The organism is Azospirillum sp. 11R-A (genome assembly GCF_049472615.1).
GTDB lineage: Bacteria > Pseudomonadota > Alphaproteobacteria > Azospirillales > Azospirillaceae > Azospirillum > Azospirillum palustre.
The window spans coordinates 307,469-326,132 of the sequence record NZ_JBCEBL010000003.1 but is presented as its reverse complement, the minus strand read 5'-3'; the positions used below and the strand labels follow the sequence as shown (position 1 = coordinate 326,132).

19 protein-coding genes and 3 tRNA genes are annotated in these 18,664 nt (G+C 66.7%); 11 read left to right on the top strand and 11 right to left on the bottom strand.

Annotated features, from left to right (window positions below; all coding sequences use genetic code 11):
* Positions 1-5: 5 nt before the first annotated feature.
* On the top strand, positions 6-1,055 hold the full coding sequence (locus tag VH569_RS07275; RefSeq protein WP_423314735.1) for an ABC transporter substrate-binding protein: 1,050 nt from the start codon (positions 6-8) through the stop codon (positions 1,053-1,055).
* Between the two features lie 31 nt (positions 1,056-1,086).
* Here the strand turns inward: VH569_RS07275 and VH569_RS07270 are convergent, their stop codons facing one another.
* The 6 genes from VH569_RS07270 to VH569_RS07245 form a co-directional block, all read right to left on the bottom strand.
* Positions 1,087-1,800 carry an ABC transporter ATP-binding protein gene (locus VH569_RS07270; RefSeq protein WP_423314734.1) on the bottom strand — a complete coding sequence of 238 codons (714 nt, stop codon included), beginning with the start codon at positions 1,798-1,800 and terminating at the stop codon, positions 1,087-1,089.
* On the bottom strand, positions 1,797-2,567 hold the full coding sequence (locus tag VH569_RS07265) for an ABC transporter ATP-binding protein (protein ID WP_423314733.1): 771 nt from the start codon (positions 2,565-2,567) through the stop codon (positions 1,797-1,799). Before VH569_RS07265 ends, VH569_RS07270 begins: the two co-directional genes overlap by 4 nt.
* Entirely contained in the window at positions 2,564-4,411 is a 1,848-nt protein-coding gene (locus tag VH569_RS07260) for an ABC transporter permease (protein ID WP_423314732.1), read from the bottom strand. The genes VH569_RS07265 and VH569_RS07260 overlap by 4 nt, the downstream gene beginning before the upstream one ends.
* Positions 4,412-4,442: 31 nt before the next feature.
* Complete coding sequence (locus tag VH569_RS07255; protein WP_109051353.1) at positions 4,443-5,726, bottom strand: ABC transporter substrate-binding protein; 1,284 nt, start codon at positions 5,724-5,726, stop codon at positions 4,443-4,445.
* A 154-nt stretch (positions 5,727-5,880) separates the two neighbouring features.
* Positions 5,881-6,321: a MarR family winged helix-turn-helix transcriptional regulator gene (locus tag VH569_RS07250; protein ID WP_109051352.1), complete on the bottom strand. Its 441-nt coding sequence runs from the start codon at positions 6,319-6,321 to the stop codon at positions 5,881-5,883.
* Positions 6,322-6,689: 368 nt separating this feature from the next.
* Positions 6,690-6,863, bottom strand: a complete 174-nt coding sequence (locus VH569_RS07245) for a hypothetical protein (RefSeq protein ID WP_158285612.1) — start codon at positions 6,861-6,863, stop codon at positions 6,690-6,692.
* A gap of 403 nt (positions 6,864-7,266) precedes the next feature.
* Between VH569_RS07245 and VH569_RS07240 the strand changes: the two genes are divergently transcribed.
* Together VH569_RS07240 and VH569_RS07235 are read left to right on the top strand one after the other, a co-directional pair.
* The gene (locus VH569_RS07240; RefSeq protein WP_376958344.1) at positions 7,267-8,535 is read left to right on the top strand and encodes an outer membrane beta-barrel protein; all 1,269 of its coding nucleotides are present in this window, start codon (positions 7,267-7,269) and stop codon (positions 8,533-8,535) included.
* A gap of 350 nt (positions 8,536-8,885) precedes the next feature.
* Positions 8,886-9,470, top strand: coding sequence for a polysaccharide biosynthesis/export family protein (locus VH569_RS07235; protein WP_423314731.1), 585 nt, complete (start codon positions 8,886-8,888; stop codon positions 9,468-9,470).
* Between the two features lie 104 nt (positions 9,471-9,574).
* Here VH569_RS07235 and VH569_RS07230 read toward each other — a convergent pair whose 3' ends face one another.
* Positions 9,575-9,835 (bottom strand): hypothetical protein, encoded by a 261-nt coding sequence (locus tag VH569_RS07230; RefSeq protein WP_109051349.1) that lies wholly within the window; start codon positions 9,833-9,835, stop codon positions 9,575-9,577.
* Positions 9,836-9,985: 150 nt separating this feature from the next.
* On the opposite strand from VH569_RS07230, the gene VH569_RS07225 reads away from it, so the two are divergent.
* Complete coding sequence (locus VH569_RS07225; protein ID WP_423314730.1) at positions 9,986-10,333, top strand: hypothetical protein; 348 nt, start codon at positions 9,986-9,988, stop codon at positions 10,331-10,333.
* 19 nt (positions 10,334-10,352) lie between these two features.
* Here the strand turns inward: VH569_RS07225 and VH569_RS07220 are convergent, their stop codons facing one another.
* From VH569_RS07220 to rlmB, 4 genes are all read right to left on the bottom strand, one after another.
* Positions 10,353-11,489, bottom strand: a complete 1,137-nt coding sequence (locus VH569_RS07220; RefSeq protein ID WP_423314729.1) for an alginate O-acetyltransferase AlgX-related protein — start codon at positions 11,487-11,489, stop codon at positions 10,353-10,355.
* 11 nt (positions 11,490-11,500) lie between these two features.
* A complete protein-coding gene (locus VH569_RS07215) occupies positions 11,501-12,826 on the bottom strand; it encodes an MBOAT family O-acyltransferase (protein ID WP_423314728.1) in 1,326 nt (441 codons plus the stop codon).
* Between the two features lie 555 nt (positions 12,827-13,381).
* Positions 13,382-13,457, bottom strand: a tRNA-Thr gene (locus VH569_RS07210).
* Between the two features lie 83 nt (positions 13,458-13,540).
* On the bottom strand, positions 13,541-14,476 hold the full coding sequence (rlmB, locus tag VH569_RS07205; RefSeq protein ID WP_423314727.1) for a 23S rRNA (guanosine(2251)-2'-O)-methyltransferase RlmB: 936 nt from the start codon (positions 14,474-14,476) through the stop codon (positions 13,541-13,543).
* 132 nt (positions 14,477-14,608) lie between these two features.
* On the opposite strand from rlmB, the gene VH569_RS07200 reads away from it, so the two are divergent.
* The 7 genes from VH569_RS07200 to VH569_RS07170 all read left to right on the top strand — a co-directional run bounded on the left by VH569_RS07200 (position 14,609) and on the right by VH569_RS07170 (position 18,663).
* Positions 14,609-14,694: transfer RNA gene (locus tag VH569_RS07200), tRNA-Tyr, on the top strand.
* A 62-nt stretch (positions 14,695-14,756) separates the two neighbouring features.
* Positions 14,757-14,830 (top strand) — tRNA-Gly (locus tag VH569_RS07195).
* An 80-nt stretch (positions 14,831-14,910) separates the two neighbouring features.
* Positions 14,911-16,101: an elongation factor Tu gene (gene tuf, locus VH569_RS07190; protein WP_109051341.1), complete on the top strand. Its 1,191-nt coding sequence runs from the start codon at positions 14,911-14,913 to the stop codon at positions 16,099-16,101.
* A gap of 542 nt (positions 16,102-16,643) precedes the next feature.
* Entirely contained in the window at positions 16,644-16,952 is a 309-nt protein-coding gene (rpsJ, locus tag VH569_RS07185) for a 30S ribosomal protein S10 (RefSeq protein WP_012973204.1), read from the top strand.
* A gap of 60 nt (positions 16,953-17,012) precedes the next feature.
* Positions 17,013-17,723, top strand: coding sequence for a 50S ribosomal protein L3 (gene rplC, locus VH569_RS07180; RefSeq protein WP_098740494.1), 711 nt, complete (start codon positions 17,013-17,015; stop codon positions 17,721-17,723).
* A 5-nt stretch (positions 17,724-17,728) separates the two neighbouring features.
* A complete protein-coding gene (gene rplD / locus VH569_RS07175) occupies positions 17,729-18,349 on the top strand; it encodes a 50S ribosomal protein L4 (protein ID WP_098740493.1) in 621 nt (206 codons plus the stop codon).
* Entirely contained in the window at positions 18,346-18,663 is a 318-nt protein-coding gene (locus VH569_RS07170) for a 50S ribosomal protein L23 (protein WP_012973207.1), read from the top strand. Before rplD ends, VH569_RS07170 begins: the two co-directional genes overlap by 4 nt.
* The last annotated feature ends 1 nt before the right edge of the window (position 18,664 follow it).

The following is an 18,664-nucleotide window of genomic DNA, read 5'->3' as shown; positions in this document are numbered from 1 at the left end:
CGTCCATGACCGCCGCCATGACCGTGGCTCGCCTCACCCGGCGCGCCGTGATCGCCACCGTGTCCCTGGCCGCCGGGGCCGCCTTCGCCGCCGGTACCCTGATGTCCACCGCGCTGGCGCAGCCGCTGGAGAAGGCGACGGTCGGCGTGCTGGCGCTGTCCTCCTCCGGGCCGATCTTCATCGCCAAGGCCAAGGGTTATTTCGCGAAGGAAGGGCTCGACGTCGATCTGAAGATGTTCACCTCGGCCCAGCAGGTGCCGGTCGCCGTCACCTCGGGCGATGCCGATTTCGGCGTCACCGGCCTGACCGCCGGCTTCTACAACCTCGCCTCCAAAGGCGCGGTCACCATCATCGCCGCGCAGAGCCGCGACGAGCCGGGCTTCCCCCTCAGCGCCTATCTCGCGACCAACGCCGCCTATGATGCCGGGTTGAAGACGCCGGCCGACCTGAAGGGCAAGCGTGTCGCCATCACCACCGTCGGCTCGACCTTCCATTACATGATCGGGCTGCTGGCGCAGAAGCACGGCTTCACGGTCAAGGACGTGACCATGGTGCCGTTGCAGGACGTGCCGAAGATGGTCGCCGCCTTCAAGGGCGGACAGGTCGACGCCATCATCGCGCCGTCCACCGTGTCGCGGCAGCTGGTGGCCGACGGCGCCGGCAAGATGCTGGGTTGGGTCGGCGACGAGACGCCCTGGCAGCTCGGCGCCCTGTTCACCGCGCCGAAGACGATGAAGGACCGCCGTCTGCTGGTCGAGAAGTTCGTCCGCGCCTACAAGACCGCGCTGGCCGAATACCACGCCGCCTTCAACGGCAAGGACGCGTCCGGCAATCTGGTGAAGGGCCCCGGCTATGACGAGCTGCTGGGCATCATCGCCGACGCCACCAAGCAGAAGCCCGACATCGTCGCCGCCGGCCTGCCCTATGTCGATCCGCAGGCCCGCCTGCTGGTGGACGACATCGTCAATCAGGTGAAGTTCTGGCAGTCGGAAGGTCAGGTCGACAAGGCGCTGGATCCGAAGTCGGTGATGGATCTCAGCGTCGCCGGGCAGTGACATCCCTCTCCTGGGGGCGAGGGAGGGGCGGTCATACCGCCAGATAGGCTGCCCTCACCCCATCGTCCGCCATCAGCTCCGTCATCGTGCCGGTCCAGCGCAGGCGGCCGGTTTCGATGACGCAGGCGCGGTCGGCTACCGATGAGGCGAAGGACAGGCTCTGTTCGGACAGCAGCACCGACAGCCCCTCCGCCTTCAGCCGCCGCACCGCCTCGGCCATCTGCCTGACGATCAGCGGCGCCAGCCCTTCCGACGGTTCGTCCAGCAGCAGCAGCGACGGGTTGCCCATCAGCGTGCGGGCCAGCGTCAGCATCTGCTGCTCGCCGCCGCTCATCCGGGTGCCGCGGCGTCCGCGCATCTCGGCGAGGTTGGGGAACAGCGCGAAGAGTTTCTCCGGCGTCCAGGCCGGCGCGTCGGGGCGGGGCGGCTGGCGGCCGACCTCCAGATTTTCCTCCACCGTCAGATCGGCGAAGATGCGGCGATCCTCCGGCACATAGCCGACGCCGAGCCGGGCGATGCGGTGGGCGGGCAGGGCGGACAGGTCGCGCCCGTCGAAGCGCAACACCCCGGCACGCCGCTCCACCAGACCCATGATCGCCTTCAGCGTGGTGGTCTTGCCGGCGCCGTTGCGGCCCATCAGCGCCACCACCTCGCCCCGGCCCATCGTCAAGGCGATGCCGTCGAGGATGTGGGCGCGGCCGTACCAGGCCTGGAGGCCGTCGACCGTCAGCAGGGGTTCGCTCACGCCTCGCCTCCCAGATAGACGGACTGCACGCGCGGGTCGGCGCGCACCCGATCCGGCGGGCCCTCCGCGATCAGCCGGCCGCGGTCGAGCACCAGCACGCGGGTGGCATGGCCGAAGACGGCGTCCATGTCATGCTCGGTGAACAGAACGGCGAGGCCGCGCTCCCGCACCAGTTCCGCCGTCAGCGCCATCAGGGCGAGGCGTTCGGCCGGCGCCATGCCGGCGGTCGGCTCGTCCATCAGCAGCACCGTCGGTTCGCTCGCCAGCGCCATCGCCAGCTCGACCCGCTTCACGTCGCCATAGGCCAGCACGCCGCAGGGCCGGTCGGCTTGGGGTCCCATGCCGACGCGCTCCAGCAGGGCCAGCGCCGGCTCGCAAAACTGGGCGGCGGCCGGGCGCCACAGCCCGAACAGCCGGCGGGCGCGCGACAGCAGGACCATCTGCACATTCTCCGCCACCGTCATCGAGGCGAAGGTCGCGGTGATCTGGAAGGTGCGGCCGACCCCCAGCGCCCAGATGCGCCGGGGCGGCAGCCCGACCAGCTCGGTGCCGTCCAGCTTGACCGATCCTGAGTCGGGGCGCAGCTGCCCGTTCAGCAGGTTGAAGCAGGTGCTCTTCCCGGCGCCGTTCGGACCGATCAGCGCCAGCAGGTCGCCGGACCGCAGGGTGAAGGACACGCCGCCGACTGCCTGCACCCCGCCGAAGGAACGTTGCAGGTCGCGCACCACCAACTCGCTCCCAGGCGGCTTCAGGGGCGGTTCGCTCATGCCCGCCTCCTCCCGAAGGAAGACCGTAGGCCGGACAGGAAGCCAACGATCCCCTTGGGGAACACCAGCACCAGCGCAACGATGATCAGGCCCAGCACCAGCCGCCACCAGTCGGTCAGGCTCATCACTTCCGACTCCAGCAGGTGGAACACCATCGCACCGGCGAGCGGCCCGGCGACGGTCTGGATGCCGCCCATCAGCACCATCACCAGCGCGTCGACCGACTGCGGCACCGCCAGCAGGGTGGGGAAGACGCTGCCCTTGGCGAAGGCATAGAGGCCGCCGGCCAGCCCCGCCGCGGTACCGGCAAGCACGAAGGCCATCCATTGGAAGCGGCGCACGTCGATGCCCACCGATTCGGCGCGCAATCCCGAGTCGCGACCGGCCCGCAGCGCGTAGCCGAAGGGGGCGAAGGCCGCCCGGCGCAGCAGCCACAGCGCGCCGCCGCACAAGCCCAGCGTCAGCCAGTAATAGGTCGCCTTGCCCGCCGCCCAGCCCGGCGGCCAGACGCCGAGGATGCCGTTGTCGCCGCCGGTCACCGCATACCATTGGAAGGCGATCGACCAGACGATCTGGGCGAAGGCCAGCGTCAGCATGGCGAAATACAACCCCGACCGCCGCACGCAGAACCAGCCGGCCACCAGCGCCCCCAGCCCGGCCAGAACCGGCGCCCCGGCCAGTGCCAGCGGCATCGGCGCGCTCAGATGCTTGACCAGCAGGGCCGAACCATAGGCGCCCAGCCCGAACCAAGCCGCATGGCCGAAGGAGACCAGCCCGCCCAGCCCGATCAGCAGATGCAGGCTGGCGGCGAACAAAGCGAGGATCACCACCTCGGTCAGCAGGATCAGCGCGTAATCGCCGGCGACCAGCGGTGCCGCGGCGAGAAGTGCCAGCAGCGCCAGCGCCCACGGCCCGGCATGGCGCCCGGCCGACAGCGGCACGGTCACCGTGGCCGGTGCGGTCGGCGGCACCTCCTCGGCCCGGCCAAGCAGACCGTGCGGGCGCAGCACCAGAACCACCGCCATGAACAGGAAGACCAGCACCAGCGTGATCTGCGGGAAGACCAGAATGCCGAAGGCCTGCAATTGCCCGATCAGCAGCGAGGCGAGGAAAGCGCCCGTCAGGCTGCCCATGCCGCCGACCACGACGACGACGAAGGCCTCGACCACGATGGCCATGTCCATCTGCAGGGTCACCGACTCACGCGGGACCTGCAGGGCGCCGCCCAGCCCGGCCAGCGCGCAGCCCAGGAACAGCACGCCGGTGAACAGCCGCGCCGGATCGACGCCGAGCGCGCTGGTCATCTCGCGGTCCTGCGTCGCCGCACGCACCAAGGTGCCCCAGCGGGTGCGGTTGAACAGCAGCCACAACAGCCCGAGCACCAGCGGCCCGAGCCCGATCAGCACGAGGTCGTAGAGCGGGAAGGGCTGGTCCAGAATGTCGATGGAGCCCTTCAGCCCCGGCGCGCGTCGGCCCAGCAGATCTTCCGGCCCCCAGGCCCAGGCGGTCAGGTCCTGAACCACCAGAACGACACCGAAGGTGCCCAGCAGCTGGAACAGCTCCGGCGAGCGGTAGAGCCGGCGCAGCAGCCCGATCTCCATCGCCGCACCCAGCACGCCCATCGCCAGCGCCGCGGCTGCGACCGAACCCCAGAAGCCGGCCGGGGTGCCGCCGAACCGTTCGATCAGCGACCAGCCGGCATAGGCGCCGACCATGTAGAAGGAGCCGTGCGCGAAATTCACGATCCGCGTCACGCCGAACACAATGGTCAGCCCCGACGACACCAGAAACAGCGTCGCCGCGGTCGCGAGGCCGCTGAGGGCCTGGACGAGAAGGAAGGACATGGGGGGGGTGAGGCGCCGGAAACCGGGCGCCTTACTCCGCCGGCCGCATCTTGCGTGCCGCGTCGTCGGGCGGCAGGTAGTTGGCACCGTCGGCGTAGCGCCAGTCCTTCATGGTGCCGCGGCCGTCCTTCACGGTCGTGGTGCCGACATAGGCGCCCATGGTCGCCTGATGGTCGGACGCGCGGAAGGTCACCGGGCCGACCGGGCTGTCGATGGTCAGGCCGGCCAGCGCATCGACGATCGGCTCGGAATTGGCCGACTTGGCCTTGGTGATGGCGGCGGCCACCGCCTTCATGGTGATGTAGCCGACGATGGACCCCGCCTTGGGCGATTCCTTGAAGCGCGCGGTGTAGGCGGCGACGAAGGCCTTGTGGGCGGGCGTGTCGATCTGGTCCCAGGGATAGCCGGTGACGATCCAGCCTTCCGGCGCCTCGTCCTTCATCGGCTCAAGGTATTCCGGTTCACCGGTCAGCAGGCTGACGACTTTGCGGTTGCGGAACAGGCCGCGGCCCTCGCCCTCGCGCACGAACTTGGCGAGATCGGCGCCGAAGGTGACGTTGAAGATGGCGTCGGGCTTGGCGGCGGCCAGAGCCTGCACCGTCGGTCCGGCCTCCAGCTTGCCCTGCACCGGCCACTGCTCGGCGACGAACTCGACGTCCGGGCGCTTTTCCTTCAGCAGCTGCTTGAACCACGCCACCGCCGACTGGCCGTATTCGTAGTTGGGGGCGACGGTGGCCCAGCGCTTGGCCGGCAGCTTCGCCGCCTCCTCCACCAGCATCGCCGCCTGCATGTAGGTGCTGGGGCGCAGGCGGAAGGTGTAGCGGTTGCCCTTCGACCAGGTGATGGCGTCGGTCAACGGCTCGGCCGCGACGAAGGGCATCTTGTTGCGCGCGGCGAAGTCGGCGACCGCCAGCCCGATGTGGGAGAAGTAGGTGCCGGCCAGCACGTCGACCGCCTCGTTCGTCACCAGTTCCTGCGCGACGCGCACGGCGTCGTCGGGCTTGCCGGCATCGTCGCGCGAGACGACCTGAAGCTCGCAGCAGCCGATCACGCCACCTTCGGCGTTGATCTCCTCCAGCGCCAGCTGCCAGCCCTGGCGATAGGGAATGGTGAAGGCGGGCAGGCCGGTGTAGCTGTTGATCTCGCCCACCCGCACGGGTGCGCCGGAGAATTTCACCGGTTCCTTCGCTGACTGAGCCGCGGCGGGACCGGCAGTGAGAGCCGCCGCCGCAAGTGCGACGGACAGGGTGGCGCCCAGAGCGGCGGGGCGGAGGAGCTTCGCCAGCGGCGAGGCGGTCGGGTGGCGGTGCTTCATCCTGCGGGGACCCCGGTTCGTAAGAGACCAGCGGCGTGTCCGGTCGCGGTGCGACGCAACACACCGCGTTCATAGCAAACCCGGCGCAAAAGTCACCGACTGATCGGGGTTTTCCCGCCCGTGCCCCTCCCGCAGGTGCCCTCTCGGATGCCGCCTACATCAGGCGGGCCAGCAGCGACATGAACTGCACCCGCTCCTCCTCGCTCAGCGGGGTCAGCGTCTGTTCGTGGGCGGCGGCGGCGTTCGCCATCAGGTCTATGACCAGGGCCTGGCCGATCCGGGTCAGCCGGACGCTGGTGCGGCGGCGGTCCTGCGGGTCGGGCTGGCGTTCCACCAGATTGCGTTCCACCAGCCGCAGGATCACGCCCTGGGTCGTGGCGGGATCCATGTAGGTCAGGCGGCCGAGCTGGTTCTGCGACAGCGGACCTTCGGCATGCAGCGTGGCCAGCGCCCCCCATTGGGTGGGCGTCAGCAGCTGATCGCCGATCAGGTCTATGAAGATCGCCGAGGCACGCTGATGGGCGCGGCGAAGGCGGTGGTGAACCTGGCCGGCCAACTGGTAATCGTCGGGAGGCAGTCGTCCGAAGTCGTCCATGTCAACGGGCCCGTGGTTCGCGCCCGCCTTCGGTCCGGGGCGAAGGCTGGGGCGGACACGGACCGCCGCTCCCGGCTGCGTGGGCAGGGATGGCGCGGCGTTTCCCGCCTGTCACCATCCGATGCGTCCATCATGCGTTCCTCATGGAAAGGGTAGAAAACACAATGGGCGCAGTGCAATCTTCGCAGATGCGGCATAGAGCCACAGGAATGCGAATGTCATCGCTTGCGCAACAAAAGAAGCGCCGCAAGCCTGAAAATAAGCGGCGAACGGATTCTGTCGCAATTCGGAGGGTCTGCACCGCCGGTTCATGACCGCGGCGGCGCGATACGCGTCCGCCGCCGCCGCATTTCACCGGCTGCTTTCGGTCAGGGCGTCCGTTTGGGCGGGTAGCTGTCGGGCGGAGCGGTCTTTTCGGCCGGGCTGGCCGCATCGTCCTTTTCAGGGGGAGTCACGCCGCCCGGCGTGTAGGGCGGGGTGGTGGCGTCGGGCGGGCGCTTGGTCGAGGGCGGCGGGGGCGGTGTGTCGAGTCGGCGGGTCATGCGGCACCTTTGCGGGTCAAGAAACGTGATGAACAACCCATCGCCGGGCGGGCGGTTCCAAAGCAGGACCCTTGTTGCGTCATCGGCTTCGCCTCTTTGCTCTATGACCTTCATCTTAGGACCATTTGAAAAAGACGCTGAAATCAAGCAGAGCACCGTTTCAGGCGACACTGACCGGCCGGCAGCTTTTTGTTGCGGCCACACCACAGGGGTCGGCAAAAGCAGCGGTGCATGGGCTTCACTGTTGCGTGGGAAGCACGGTTTGTTGTGTCTTTGCCGAGGATGCGTCCGCAGCGGTCCCGGCCGGGGTTCTGGCCGAAGACCGGCGGCGGCGCGCCTCCCACCAAGGAGCCGGACCCCCGGCCCAGTGAGCCGACCGAACCCAGCCAAGCGCGGTGACTCCATGAAGACCAGCACCCTTTCCCTTCTCGCTCTCGCTCTCGCCTCGACCGGGCTGACGTCGCTTCCCGCCGCCGCCCAGGACGACCTGCAGCGTGGCGAAACCGTGCTGGAGCGCCGCCGGCCGGAACTGGAGCAGCTTGGGCTGCGCGCCGGCTCCTTCCTGTTCCTGCCGCGCGTGGAAGCCGGTGCCACCTATGACACCAACGTCTACGCCACGCGCGACAATCACGAGGACGACGTCATCTGGACGGTCCGGCCGCGGCTGGACATCAAGTCGGACTTCTCGGCCCACGCGCTGAACTTCTCGGCCTCGGCCGATGCCGGCCGCTACAGCGACCATTCCGGCGAGAACTACACGGACTATGCCGTGCAGGCCGACGGCCGCTTCGACGTGAACAAGGGCGGTGCGCTGGACGGCCAGCTGTTCCACCGCCGCAATCACGAAGGCCGCGGCGACATCAACAGCCTGCAGGGCTATGCCGAGCCGGTGACCTTCCTCACCAGCGGCGGCGAGGCAGGCTACACCCAGCGCTTCAACCGCCTGCGCGCCCGCGTTTCCGGTTCGGCCCAGTACATCTCCTACGACGACGTCGACCTGATCGGCGGCGGCGTCGCCCGCCAGGGCGACCGCGACCGCTGGGAATACGCGTCGGTCGGCCGTGTCGGCTATGAGTTCATCGAAGGCTATGAGGCCTTCGTCCAGGGCACCTATTCCTGGACCCGCCACAAGAACGACCGCGACTCCTTCGGTCTCGACCGCGACTCGGACGGCTACGAGGTGGTTGGCGGTCTGGCCACCGACCTGACCGGCCTGATCACCGGCGAGGTCTTCGCCGGCTACCTCGTCCGCAACTACAAGGATTCGCGGCTGGAGGATTTCAGCGGCCTGTCTTTCGGCGGGCGCGTGAACTGGGCGGTCACCCAGCTGACCGGCATCAGCGCCACCGCCAGCCGCCAGGTGCGCGAGACGTCGGCCAGCCCCGGCTTCGGCACCGCCTCCAGCTACACCCGCACCCTGGTCGCCCTGGGTGTCGACCACGAGCTTCTGCGCTCGCTGGTGCTGAACGGCCGCCTGCAATACCGCCAGGACGACTTCAACGGCAACGACCGCAACGACAAGGTCTATACGGCCGGCGTCGGCGGCACTTACCAGATGAACCGCAACCTGTATCTGACCGGCGGCTATACCTACGAAAAGCGCAATTCCAACATCAGCTCCGCCGAGTACAGCGACAACCTGATCTATCTGCGACTCGGCGCCCAGATGTAATCCAGCAGGTAATCCGGCGGAATCGGGTTGGCCGACCGGGAAAGTCCCGGCCGAAGGTCCTAAAGGTTCCGCTGAACAGGGCAGGGCGTCCGTCCTATGACGGGCGCCCTTTTCTTATGCCTGCTCTTATGAACGATGGCGATGTACTGAACAGATCCGAAGGCGGTAATTCCTCTCCACTTTTTCCCAAGCGCTTGCGAGTTGCTAGTCTCCACCCGAATTCAGGTGCGTGACCAAAGGGCGCCGCTGCAAGGCGGCCGGCGGATGGGGCGGTTCCTCGGAACCGACCCGTCGAAGGGGCCGGACCGGCGCTGTGGCAGGCATCCACCAGCCAGGGAAAGGGTTTAGGGATGAATCGACGTCAGGTGATCCGTGCGCTGGGCCAGGGGATCGGGTTGGCCGCGCTCGCCGTTGCAATGGTCGGCTGTGCCGGCGGCAACGACGCGCCGATGGAGACCGCCAGCGCCGGTCAGATCGGCGAATACCGTCTCGGCCCGGGTGACGCGCTGCGCGTCATCGTGTTCGGCGAAGAGCAGCTGTCCGGCGAATTCCGCGTCGACGGCACCGGCAAGGTCGCCATGCCGCTGATCGGCGAGGTTTCGGCCAAGGACCGCAACACCCGGGACCTGGAGAAGGAAATCGCGACCCGGCTGTCCGCCGGCTATGTGAAGGACCCGAAGGTCAGCGTCGAGGTGCTGAACCATCGTCCGTTCTTCATCCTGGGCGAGGTGCGCAATCCCGGCCAGTACCAGTATGTCAACGGCATGACCGCCCTGTCGGCGGTGGCGATGGCCGGCGGCTACACCTATCGCGCCAAGGAGGATTTCGTCCTCATCACCCGCGGCAGCGATCCCAAGAAGGAAATCCGCAAGGCTCCGATCACCACCTCGGTGATGCCGGACGACGTGGTCCGCATTCCGGAGCGCTACTTCTAAGCATCGCTTTCCAGGCCGGCGGCAGTGCGCCGCCGAATCGCAAGAAAGCCCGGCCGGGGAACACCCGGCCGGGCTTTCTGCCGTCTGCGGATCGGGGCTCCCGATCAGGTGTCGAGCGTGTCGCCGCCCTTCTTCTGCCCCGGCGGCATGCGCTGGCTGCCGGGAACGACCGCATCGCGGGAGATGCCATGCGGCGGGGTGGTGCCGGCGGCTTCGTCATCGGTGCCGAGCGGCGCTGCGGCGGGATCGGTGGCGGGAACCTTGTCGCCGGTCAGGCCGCGGTCGATGTCCGCGCGCATCCGATTCGCTTCCGCGCTGGGGGTGGTGGGCGTCCGGTCGTCCGACTCGGGATGGGGCTTGGTCATGATCGGCCTTTCGCGCAAACTGCCGTGAGGGGCATTCCGATGCCTTCACCAACCGCCGCGCCCTGCCGGGGGTTCCCCGCCGGGACATATCGGTAGGCTATCGGTGATCGTAAGACCCGGCCAGACCACCCCACGCCATGGGAGCGCCCGATGCCCGACACCGGACTGACGCTGTTGGCGTTCGGCATCCTGGCGATTGCAGTGATTTTGTTGCTTGCGGCGACGGTCCTGACGGTCCGTGTCCGCGGATGGCGGCGGCTCTATTGGGCCTGCTGCGCGATCCCGATCGCCGGCGGCAGTGCAGGGGCGGCCAGTGTCCTGTGCTGCCTGCCTCCGACGGTGCTGCCCGACGGGTCCATCAGCGGAGAAATGCCGCCGACTTTCGGAGCCGGACTGATGGTGGCGTTCATGGGATGCGGCGGGGCCCTGCTCGGCCTGATGCTCGTCGTGGGCAGGGCCCGTCTGCGTCAGCGCCGGGGCGCAAATTGGCGAGGGTAGGCTCCCGGCCTACCCTTGCTCACTCCGCCGGGACGGGGTTGTTGAGCGAGCGCTCGACGAACTGGTAGACGACGACATCCGGCTTCTGCTCCTCGATCAACGCCTTGTCGAAGCGCAGCCCCTTGTGCTCCGTGACCACCGCCTTGCTGAAGCTTTCGGCGATGTACGGGAACATTGGGATGGTGAAGGAATCGCGGAACCACACCACGCTGGGGGCCGTCGGCAGGTCGGCGCGCAGGATGTTCTGGACGATGCCGTTCGGCATCGAGACGTCGTTGGAGCGCAGTTTGGGCGGCCTCAGGGACTCGTAGCGGACTTCCTCTTCCTGATAAACCGCGGCCAGTCCCAGCATGCGGGCGAGGTCGAGGTCGACGCCCTGGCGCATGACGTGGACCTGCTTCATGTCGGCCGGCGTCAGCGGCGTGAAATCCGGGCGGACCGTCTTGATCCACTCCACGATCCGCCGATAGCCGATGGCGAAGGCGGCATCGCCCGTCCAGTGCGTGTCGGCCTGGAGGTAGACCTTCATGCTCTTCTTCGCGGCGACCAGGTCGGCGGTCATGTCCTTGAACACCAGCGGCGAGCGACGCTCCGCCAGCCGCCGCACGATCTGGTCCATCCGGCTTTCCGGATTCACCTGGGTGGCCCAGGCCGGCAGATCCTCGAGATAGACGCGCTCCTTGTTGGGGATCGCGACCATCAACATAGGGATGCCGCGCTCCGCCAGCCATGCCTGCCGCCGCTCCATCACGTCGATCCAGCGGTCCAGCTCCTCCGGCGAGAAGCGGTCGATGCCGCGCGTCTGCTCAAGCGCATGCTCGCCCGTGTAGAACAGCCAGCCGTTCCGGCCGAGAACGACCAGCGGCGAGGTGCTCTGCCCGAAGACCTTGACCCGGATGAAGTTGTTGGCGAGGACGAGATCGTTGCGGAAGCCGAAATGGTCCTTCAGCCACGCCTCGAAGCGCTGCGGCAGGACGGAAAACTCATTGAAGGTGGCGGGCAGGCCGGGCAACTCGTTCGGCGCCCGCATCTCGGTCGCCGTCACGCCGGTTCCGACGGACAGCGTCTGGCCGATCATGGGCAGCAGGAGGAGCGCCAGGAAAATCCCGATGCACAGCTTCTGCAAAAGCGTGCTGTGCACGATCCCGAGAGACATCGCTCGCATGGTCAGAACCGGAAGTAGATGAACGGGTTGTAGGTGCCGGCCGCGAGGCTCATGACGGCCAGTGCGAACATGCCGAGCAGGCCGGCAAGGTATAGCGCCTCGCCGGTGCCGACCAGCATGCGCCCGCCGGCCGCGTTCCGCACCGCATCCAGCCCGCCCCGCACCAGCCGGCCGAGCAGCGGCGTCGCGGCGACCGCGCCGATGACCAGCGCGGTGACGGTTTCCGGCGTCAGGAACTGCAGGACATGCGGCGCCAGAGGACTGGGCTGGCCGGCGCCGGCCATGGCCTTCAGGAAGATCCAGGCATGGTCCAGCGTGTCGGCACGGAAGAAGACCCAGCCGATCATCACCACCAGCAGCGTGTAGACATGGCGGACCGCCGGCACCGACCGGTCGAGCATCCGGGCGATGCCCAGCCGTTCGAACACCAGGAAGGCGCCGTGCCACAGGCCCCAGACGACGAAGGTCCAGCTGGCGCCATGCCACAGGCCGCACAGGAAGAAGACGATCAGCAGGTTGCGGTAGGTGGCCAGCGGACCGGCGCGGTTGCCGCCCAGCGGGATGTAGAGATAGTCACGGAACCACATCGACAGCGAGATGTGCCAGCGGCGCCAGAATTCGGTGATCGACTGGGCGATGTAGGGGTAGTTGAAGTTCAGCGGGAAATGGAAGCCGATCATCAGCCCCAGCCCGATGGCCATGGTCGAATAGCCGCAGAAATCGAAGAAAATCTGCAGAGTGTAGCAGACGATTCCCAGCCAGGCGATCGGCAGGCTCAGCCCCGTCGGGTCGAGCGCGAAGATCTGGTCCGCCGCCACCGCCACCGTGTTGGCGATCAGCACCTTCTGCGCGAGGCCGATCACGAAGATCTGAATGCCTTCGGCAAACAACCCGGCACTGACCCTGCGGTTGTGGATTTCGTCGCGGATGTCATGGAAGCGGATGATCGGCCCCGCCACGAGCTGCGGGAACATGGTGATGTAGACGGCGACATAGATCAGGCTGCGCTCGACCGGAACCTGACGGCGGTAGACGTCGATCAGGTAGGACAGCGCGTGGAAAGTGAAGAACGAGATGCCGAGCGGCAGATGCACCTGCGGCGGACCGGAGAACAGGTTGGGCACCAGCGCGGCCACCATCCCGTAGAAGAAGCCCAGATACTTGAAATAGACGAGAATGCCCAGGTTGACGACGACGCCGGCACCCATGGCGAGCTTGCGGCCCCGCCCCTCCTGGCCGGCGATCCACAGCCCGAAGGCATAATTGACGAGGATCGACAACAGCATGACGTAGGTATAGATCACCTCGCCATACGCATAGAAAACCAAGCTGAAGAAAAGCAGCGTTCCGTGCTTCAGCGGCAGGGAATAATAGCAAAAGATAAAAATTGGCAAAAAATAAAAGATAAATACGATAGAGCTGAAAACCATCATCCACCCTTATGCTATACCTGCTGCGCGCTTGTGGTTCCGGAACTCCAAATTCAAGCGGCATTTCGGTCCAGAGCGGCATGGGGTATAACCCAGATCTGGTACCGTATCCAGACCTATGCGGGAACAGTGCAACCCTACAGCGACAGGCCGGAAGAGCTTCCCGGCGCGCGTTGCCATCCTGGCGACTGCAAAGGGTCGGAAAGCCCTCTGGTTGCAACCGGATGGGGCGTCGATGCCGGATGCTTGGCAGAAACGTCAGTATGCCGGGGCGATGCGGGACAGATAAGAGGACTGCCCTGCGTGGGACTCCAAGCGACTGGACGGCCCAGATGTCCGATGAGTCCGTCGTGTCGGCGGATCGAACCCGCCTCGACAGACCGGCACCCGGCCGAGTTTTTCCTGGGAAAGCAAAACGGCCTAGCGCGGGGTGCGCTAAGCCGTTGAAAAATCTGGTGCCGGATACAGGAATCGAACCCGTGACCTTCTGATTACAAATCAGCTGCTCTACCAGCTGAGCTAATCCGGCGCGCCCGCCGCTTGCGGGACGCACACCTTAGCGTCCCTTTTCCGCGTAAACAAGCGCTTGACCGAGACAGCCTTGCGGTTCGGTCACTCGCGCAGGCGGGCAACCTCGTACAGCGCCACCGCGGCGGCATTCGAGACGTTGAGGCTGCCGACGGGTCCGCCGGTCGGCAGTCGGGCGATGGCGTCGCAGCGCTCCATGGTCAGCCGGCGCAGGCCGCTGCCTTCCGCCCCCATCACCAGCACCGTCTTGCCGGTCAAATTCAGCTTGGCCAGCGTCGACGGCCCCGATTCGGCGAGCCCGACCGACCAGAAGCCGTTCTGTTGCAGATCGGTCAGCGCCCGGGCCAGATTGGTGACGCGGATCAGCGGCACCGCCTCCAAGGCACCCGAAGCGCTCTTGGCGAGAACGCCGGTCGTCTCCGGAGCATGGCGCTCGGTCACCACGACGGCCCGGGCGCCAAAGGCGGCAGCGGAACGCAGGATGGCGCCGACATTGTGCGGGTCCGTCACCTGATCGAGCGCCACGATGATCGCCGATGTTTCCCCGGCCAGCTCGTTGCACAGATCCTCGATGCCCAGATCGGGCAGTGGAGACGCATCGATGACGACGCCCTGATGCACCGCACCCGGTGGCAGCATCCTGTCGAGCTCCATCCGGTCGGCCGGCGAGGCCTCCGGCCTTTGCAGACCCTGGGCGCGGGCGGCGGCGATCGCCGGCTCCAGCGCGGCGCGGCCCGAGTCGGTCACCATCAGGCGGTGGATGCGCCGTTCGGGGTTGGTCAAGGCAGCGGCCACCGGGTGCAGTCCGTAAAGAAGCACGCCGCGTGCCGCCGGCCCCCGTCCTCCCTTTGCCGCCTTGCGGCCGCCACGCGCTCCCTCGTCCCCGTCGTCCTGCCGCGGAGATGCGCCTTGCTGCTGCCTGCCGCCGGACCGGTCGCCGCTGCGGTCGCTGTTGCGGTCTGAGGGACGGGCGGAGGAGGGGTCGGAACCGGGATGTCTGGAGCGCGTCATGATACCCACGAAGAAGGGGAGGGGTCCGCAGCGGACTGCGGCCGAATTTTTTCTGGTGTGAACCGCTTAACCCGTGTTGACAAGGCCTGAAAAATTCGCATATTGCCGAACTCCGCGGCGGGCATCGCCAGGCCGCGGACTGGAAGGGTGGCCGAGTGGTTAAAGGCAGCAGACTGTAAATCTGCCCGCGTACGCGTACGCTGGTTCGAATCCAGCCCCTTCCACCATTACTTTCCACGGCTTGTCCGTGATCGCGTTTGCCCCGGACGGTCGCGCCGGCGGGATGCTTGCGGGTGTAGCTCAATGGTAGAGCAGAAGCCTTCCAAGCTTACGACGGGGGTTCGATTCCCCTCACCCGCTCCAATCCCGCGTGCGCCACGGAAAACCGATCTCGGCCGGGCCATTGTGTGCGTCCGGAACGTCGGGAACGAAAGACCAAAGCGATGGCGAAGGCAAAGTTTGAGCGGAACAAGCCGCACTGCAACGTTGGCACGATCGGCCACGTCGACCACGGCAAGACGTCGCTGACGGCGGCGATCACGAAGGTGCTGGCGGAGTCCGGCGGCGCCACCTTCACCGCTTACGACCAGATCGACAAGGCGCCGGAAGAGAAGGCGCGCGGCATCACGATCTCGACGGCGCACGTCGAGTACGAGACGTCGAACCGCCACTATGCGCACGTCGACTGCCCGGGCCACGCCGACTACGTGAAGAACATGATCACGGGYGCCGCCCAGATGGACGGCGCGATCCTGGTCGTGTCGGCCGCCGACGGCCCGATGCCGCAGACCCGCGAGCACATCCTGCTGGCGCGCCAGGTCGGCGTTCCGGCGCTGGTGGTGTTCATGAACAAGGTCGACATGGTCGACGATCCGGAGCTGCTTGAGCTGGTCGAGCTGGAAGTTCGCGAGCTTCTGTCGTCCTACCAGTTCCCTGGCGACGAYATTCCGATCACCAAGGGTTCGGCGCTGTGCGCTCTGGAAGACCGTCAGCCGGAGATCGGCCGCGACGCCGTCCTGGCGCTGATGAAGACGGTGGAYGAGTACATCCCGCAGCCGGAGCGTCCGGTCGACCGTCCGTTCCTGATGCCGATCGAAGACGTGTTCTCGATCTCGGGCCGYGGCACGGTTGTGACCGGCCGTGTCGAGCGTGGCATCGTGAAGGTCGGYGARGAAGTCGAGATCGTCGGYCTGAAGGCGACGGTSAAGACGACGGTGACCGGCGTCGAAATGTTCCGCAAGCTGCTYGACTCCGGGCAAGCCGGCGACAACATCGGCGCTCTGCTGCGCGGCACSAAGCGCGAGGACGTCGAGCGCGGCCAGGTTCTGGCCAAGCCGGGTTCGATCACCCCGCACACCAAGTTCAAGGCCGAAGCCTACATCCTGACGAAGGAAGAGGGCGGCCGCCACACCCCGTTCTTCACGAACTACCGTCCGCAGTTCTACTTCCGGACGACGGACGTGACGGGCATGGTGGCGCTGCCGGAAGGCGTCGAGATGGTGATGCCGGGCGACAATGTCGCCATGGAAGTGACGCTGATCGCCCCGATCGCCATGGACGAAGGCCTGCGCTTCGCCATCCGCGAGGGCGGCCGCACCGTCGGCGCCGGCGTCGTTGCCAAGATCGTCGAGTGATGACCCATCCGGCAGCCGCTGCAAGGCGGTCGCCGGAGGTGGACGGGTAGGGCGGCGGGAGCGATCCCGCCGTCGGATGTAAGAGACGGGCCGTCTTCCCCGCGCGAGCAGGAAGGGCGGCCCGCCCGGTTCTAGCCATCGGGCGTCGGTGTTCGGAGCCGTCCGCCTGTCAACCCAGCTTCCTCCGATCCGGGGGGAGATTCAGGATTGACACGCGGGCGCTGAACGCCTAGAGATTACGCCCTCTGGATTTTGGGTTGGTGGTAGGCAGCTTCGGCCTAGACGCAGCCCGAGACGAACAGCACGGCGCGCCTCCACGGGAGGCGCGCCGTCTGCTGATCGGAACATCCCCTCAGCGCTTCCCGCGCAGGGGATGTTCTTTTTCGTATCGGCCCGTCGCATCGGTCACAGCGTCGCCCGTCGGCCCCCGTTTCGGTGGTTCGGCGCGCGGCCTTGCGCTGTCGGCGATGCCCCGAAGCTAGCTCGTGGAGTTCCGGTGACGCGTCCGCGTCATCGCTAGAAGGTGCAAGGGACGTTTGGACATGGACAGCCAGAACATCCGCATCCGTCTGAAGGCGTTCGATCATCGCGTGCTCGACCAGTCGACCAGCGAGATCGTCAACACCGCCAAGCGGACCGGCGCGCGCGTGCGGGGCCCGATCCCCCTGCCGACGCACATCGAAAAGTTCACCGTGAACCGTTCGCCGCACATCGACAAGAAGTCGCGCGAGCAGTTCGAGATCCGCACCCACAAGCGCCTGCTCGACATCGTCGATCCGACGCCGCAGACCGTGGATGCGCTCATGAAGCTCGACCTCGCCGCCGGCGTCGATGTCGAGATCAAGCTCTGATTTTGGTTGGTAAGGGACCTCTCCGGTAATCGGATGTCCCTGGTCAGGAGATAAAGAACAATGCGATCCGGTTTGATCGCGCAGAAGGTCGGCATGACCCGCGTCTTCACGGACGACGGCCAGCATGTTCCGGTCACTGTGCTGAAAGTCGACAGCTGCCAGGTCGTCGCCGTTCGCACCGAGGAAAAGGATGGCTACACCGCCGTCCAGCTCGGCGCGGGCGCCATCAAGGTCAAGAACGTCAACAAGCCTGAGCGCGGGCATTTCGCCAAGGCGCGTGTGGAGCCCAAGCGCAAGCTTGTCGAGTTCCGCGTCGATGCCGATGCCCTGATCGAGGTCGGTGCCGAGTTGTCGGTGTCGCACTTCGTCGCCGGCCAGTTCGTCGACGTCACCGGCACCTCCATCGGCAAGGGCTTTGCCGGTGCGATGAAGCGCTGGAACTTCGGTGGTCTGCGCGCCACGCACGGCGTGTCGGTGTCGCACCGCTCGCACGGTTCGACGGGTAACCGCCAGGATCCCGGCAAGGTCTTCAAGAACAAGAAGATGGCCGGTCATCTCGGCGACGAGCGGGTCACGGTCCTGAACCTTCAGGTCGTGTCCGTCGATGAAGCCCGTGGTCTGATCCTGCTCAAGGGTGCCGTCCCCGGCGCCGAGGGCGGTTGGCTGCGCATCCGTGACGCCGTCAAGAAGAAGGCTCCGGAAGGCCTGCCCTTCCCGGCCGGCATCAAGACTGCTCCGGCGGCGGAAGCCCCGGCCGAGACGCAGGAGTGAGCGCCATGAAGGCCACGATCAAGAATCTGAACAACGAAGCCGTCGGCGAGATCGAGCTGTCGGACGCCGTGTTCGGTCTGCCGACCCGCAACGACCTGCTGGCCCGCATGGTGAACTGGCAGCTGGCCAAGCGCCGCTCCGGCAACCACAAGACCAAGGGCATCAGCGAGATCAGCGGCACGACCAAGAAGCCCTATGGGCAGAAGGGCACCGGCCGCGCTCGTCAGGGCTCCATCCGTTCGCCGCAGTTCCGCGGCGGTGCGACCATCTTCGGGCCGGTGGTGCGTTCGCATGCCCACGACCTGACCAAGAAGGTCCGCAAGCTGGCGCTCAAGACCGCCCTGTCGGCCAAGGCCGCCGAGGGCAAGCTGATCGTCCTGGAGGCCGCGGCCGCCGAGACGCACAAGACCAAGGAACTGGCGGCCCGTCTCGCCACCCTCGGCCTGACTTCGGCGCTGATCATCGATGGCTCGAACCTGGACGACAACTTCGCCAAGGCTTCGCGCAACATCCCGCTGATCGACGTGCTGCCGGAGCAGGGTGCGAACGTCTACGACATTCTCCGCCGCGACACGCTGGTCCTGACCCGCAACGCGGTCGAGCAACTGGAGGCTCGCCTGAAATGAGCAAGCAGTCGAAACCTGCGGTGAGCCAGGAGCGGATGTACGACCTGATCCTCGCTCCCGTCATCACCGAGAAGTCGACGTTGGTGTCGGAGCATAACCAGGTCACGTTCCGCGTGCCGCTCACGGCCTCCAAGCCGGAGATCAAGGCCGCCGTTGAAGGTCTCTTCAACGTCAAGGTGACCGCGGTCAACACCCTGGTTTCCAAGGGCAAGACCAAGCGGTTCCGCGGCACCATCGGCCGTCGCTCGGACTTTAAGAAGGCCGTCGTCACCCTCGCCGAGGGTAACAAGATCGACGTGACCACGGGCATCTGAG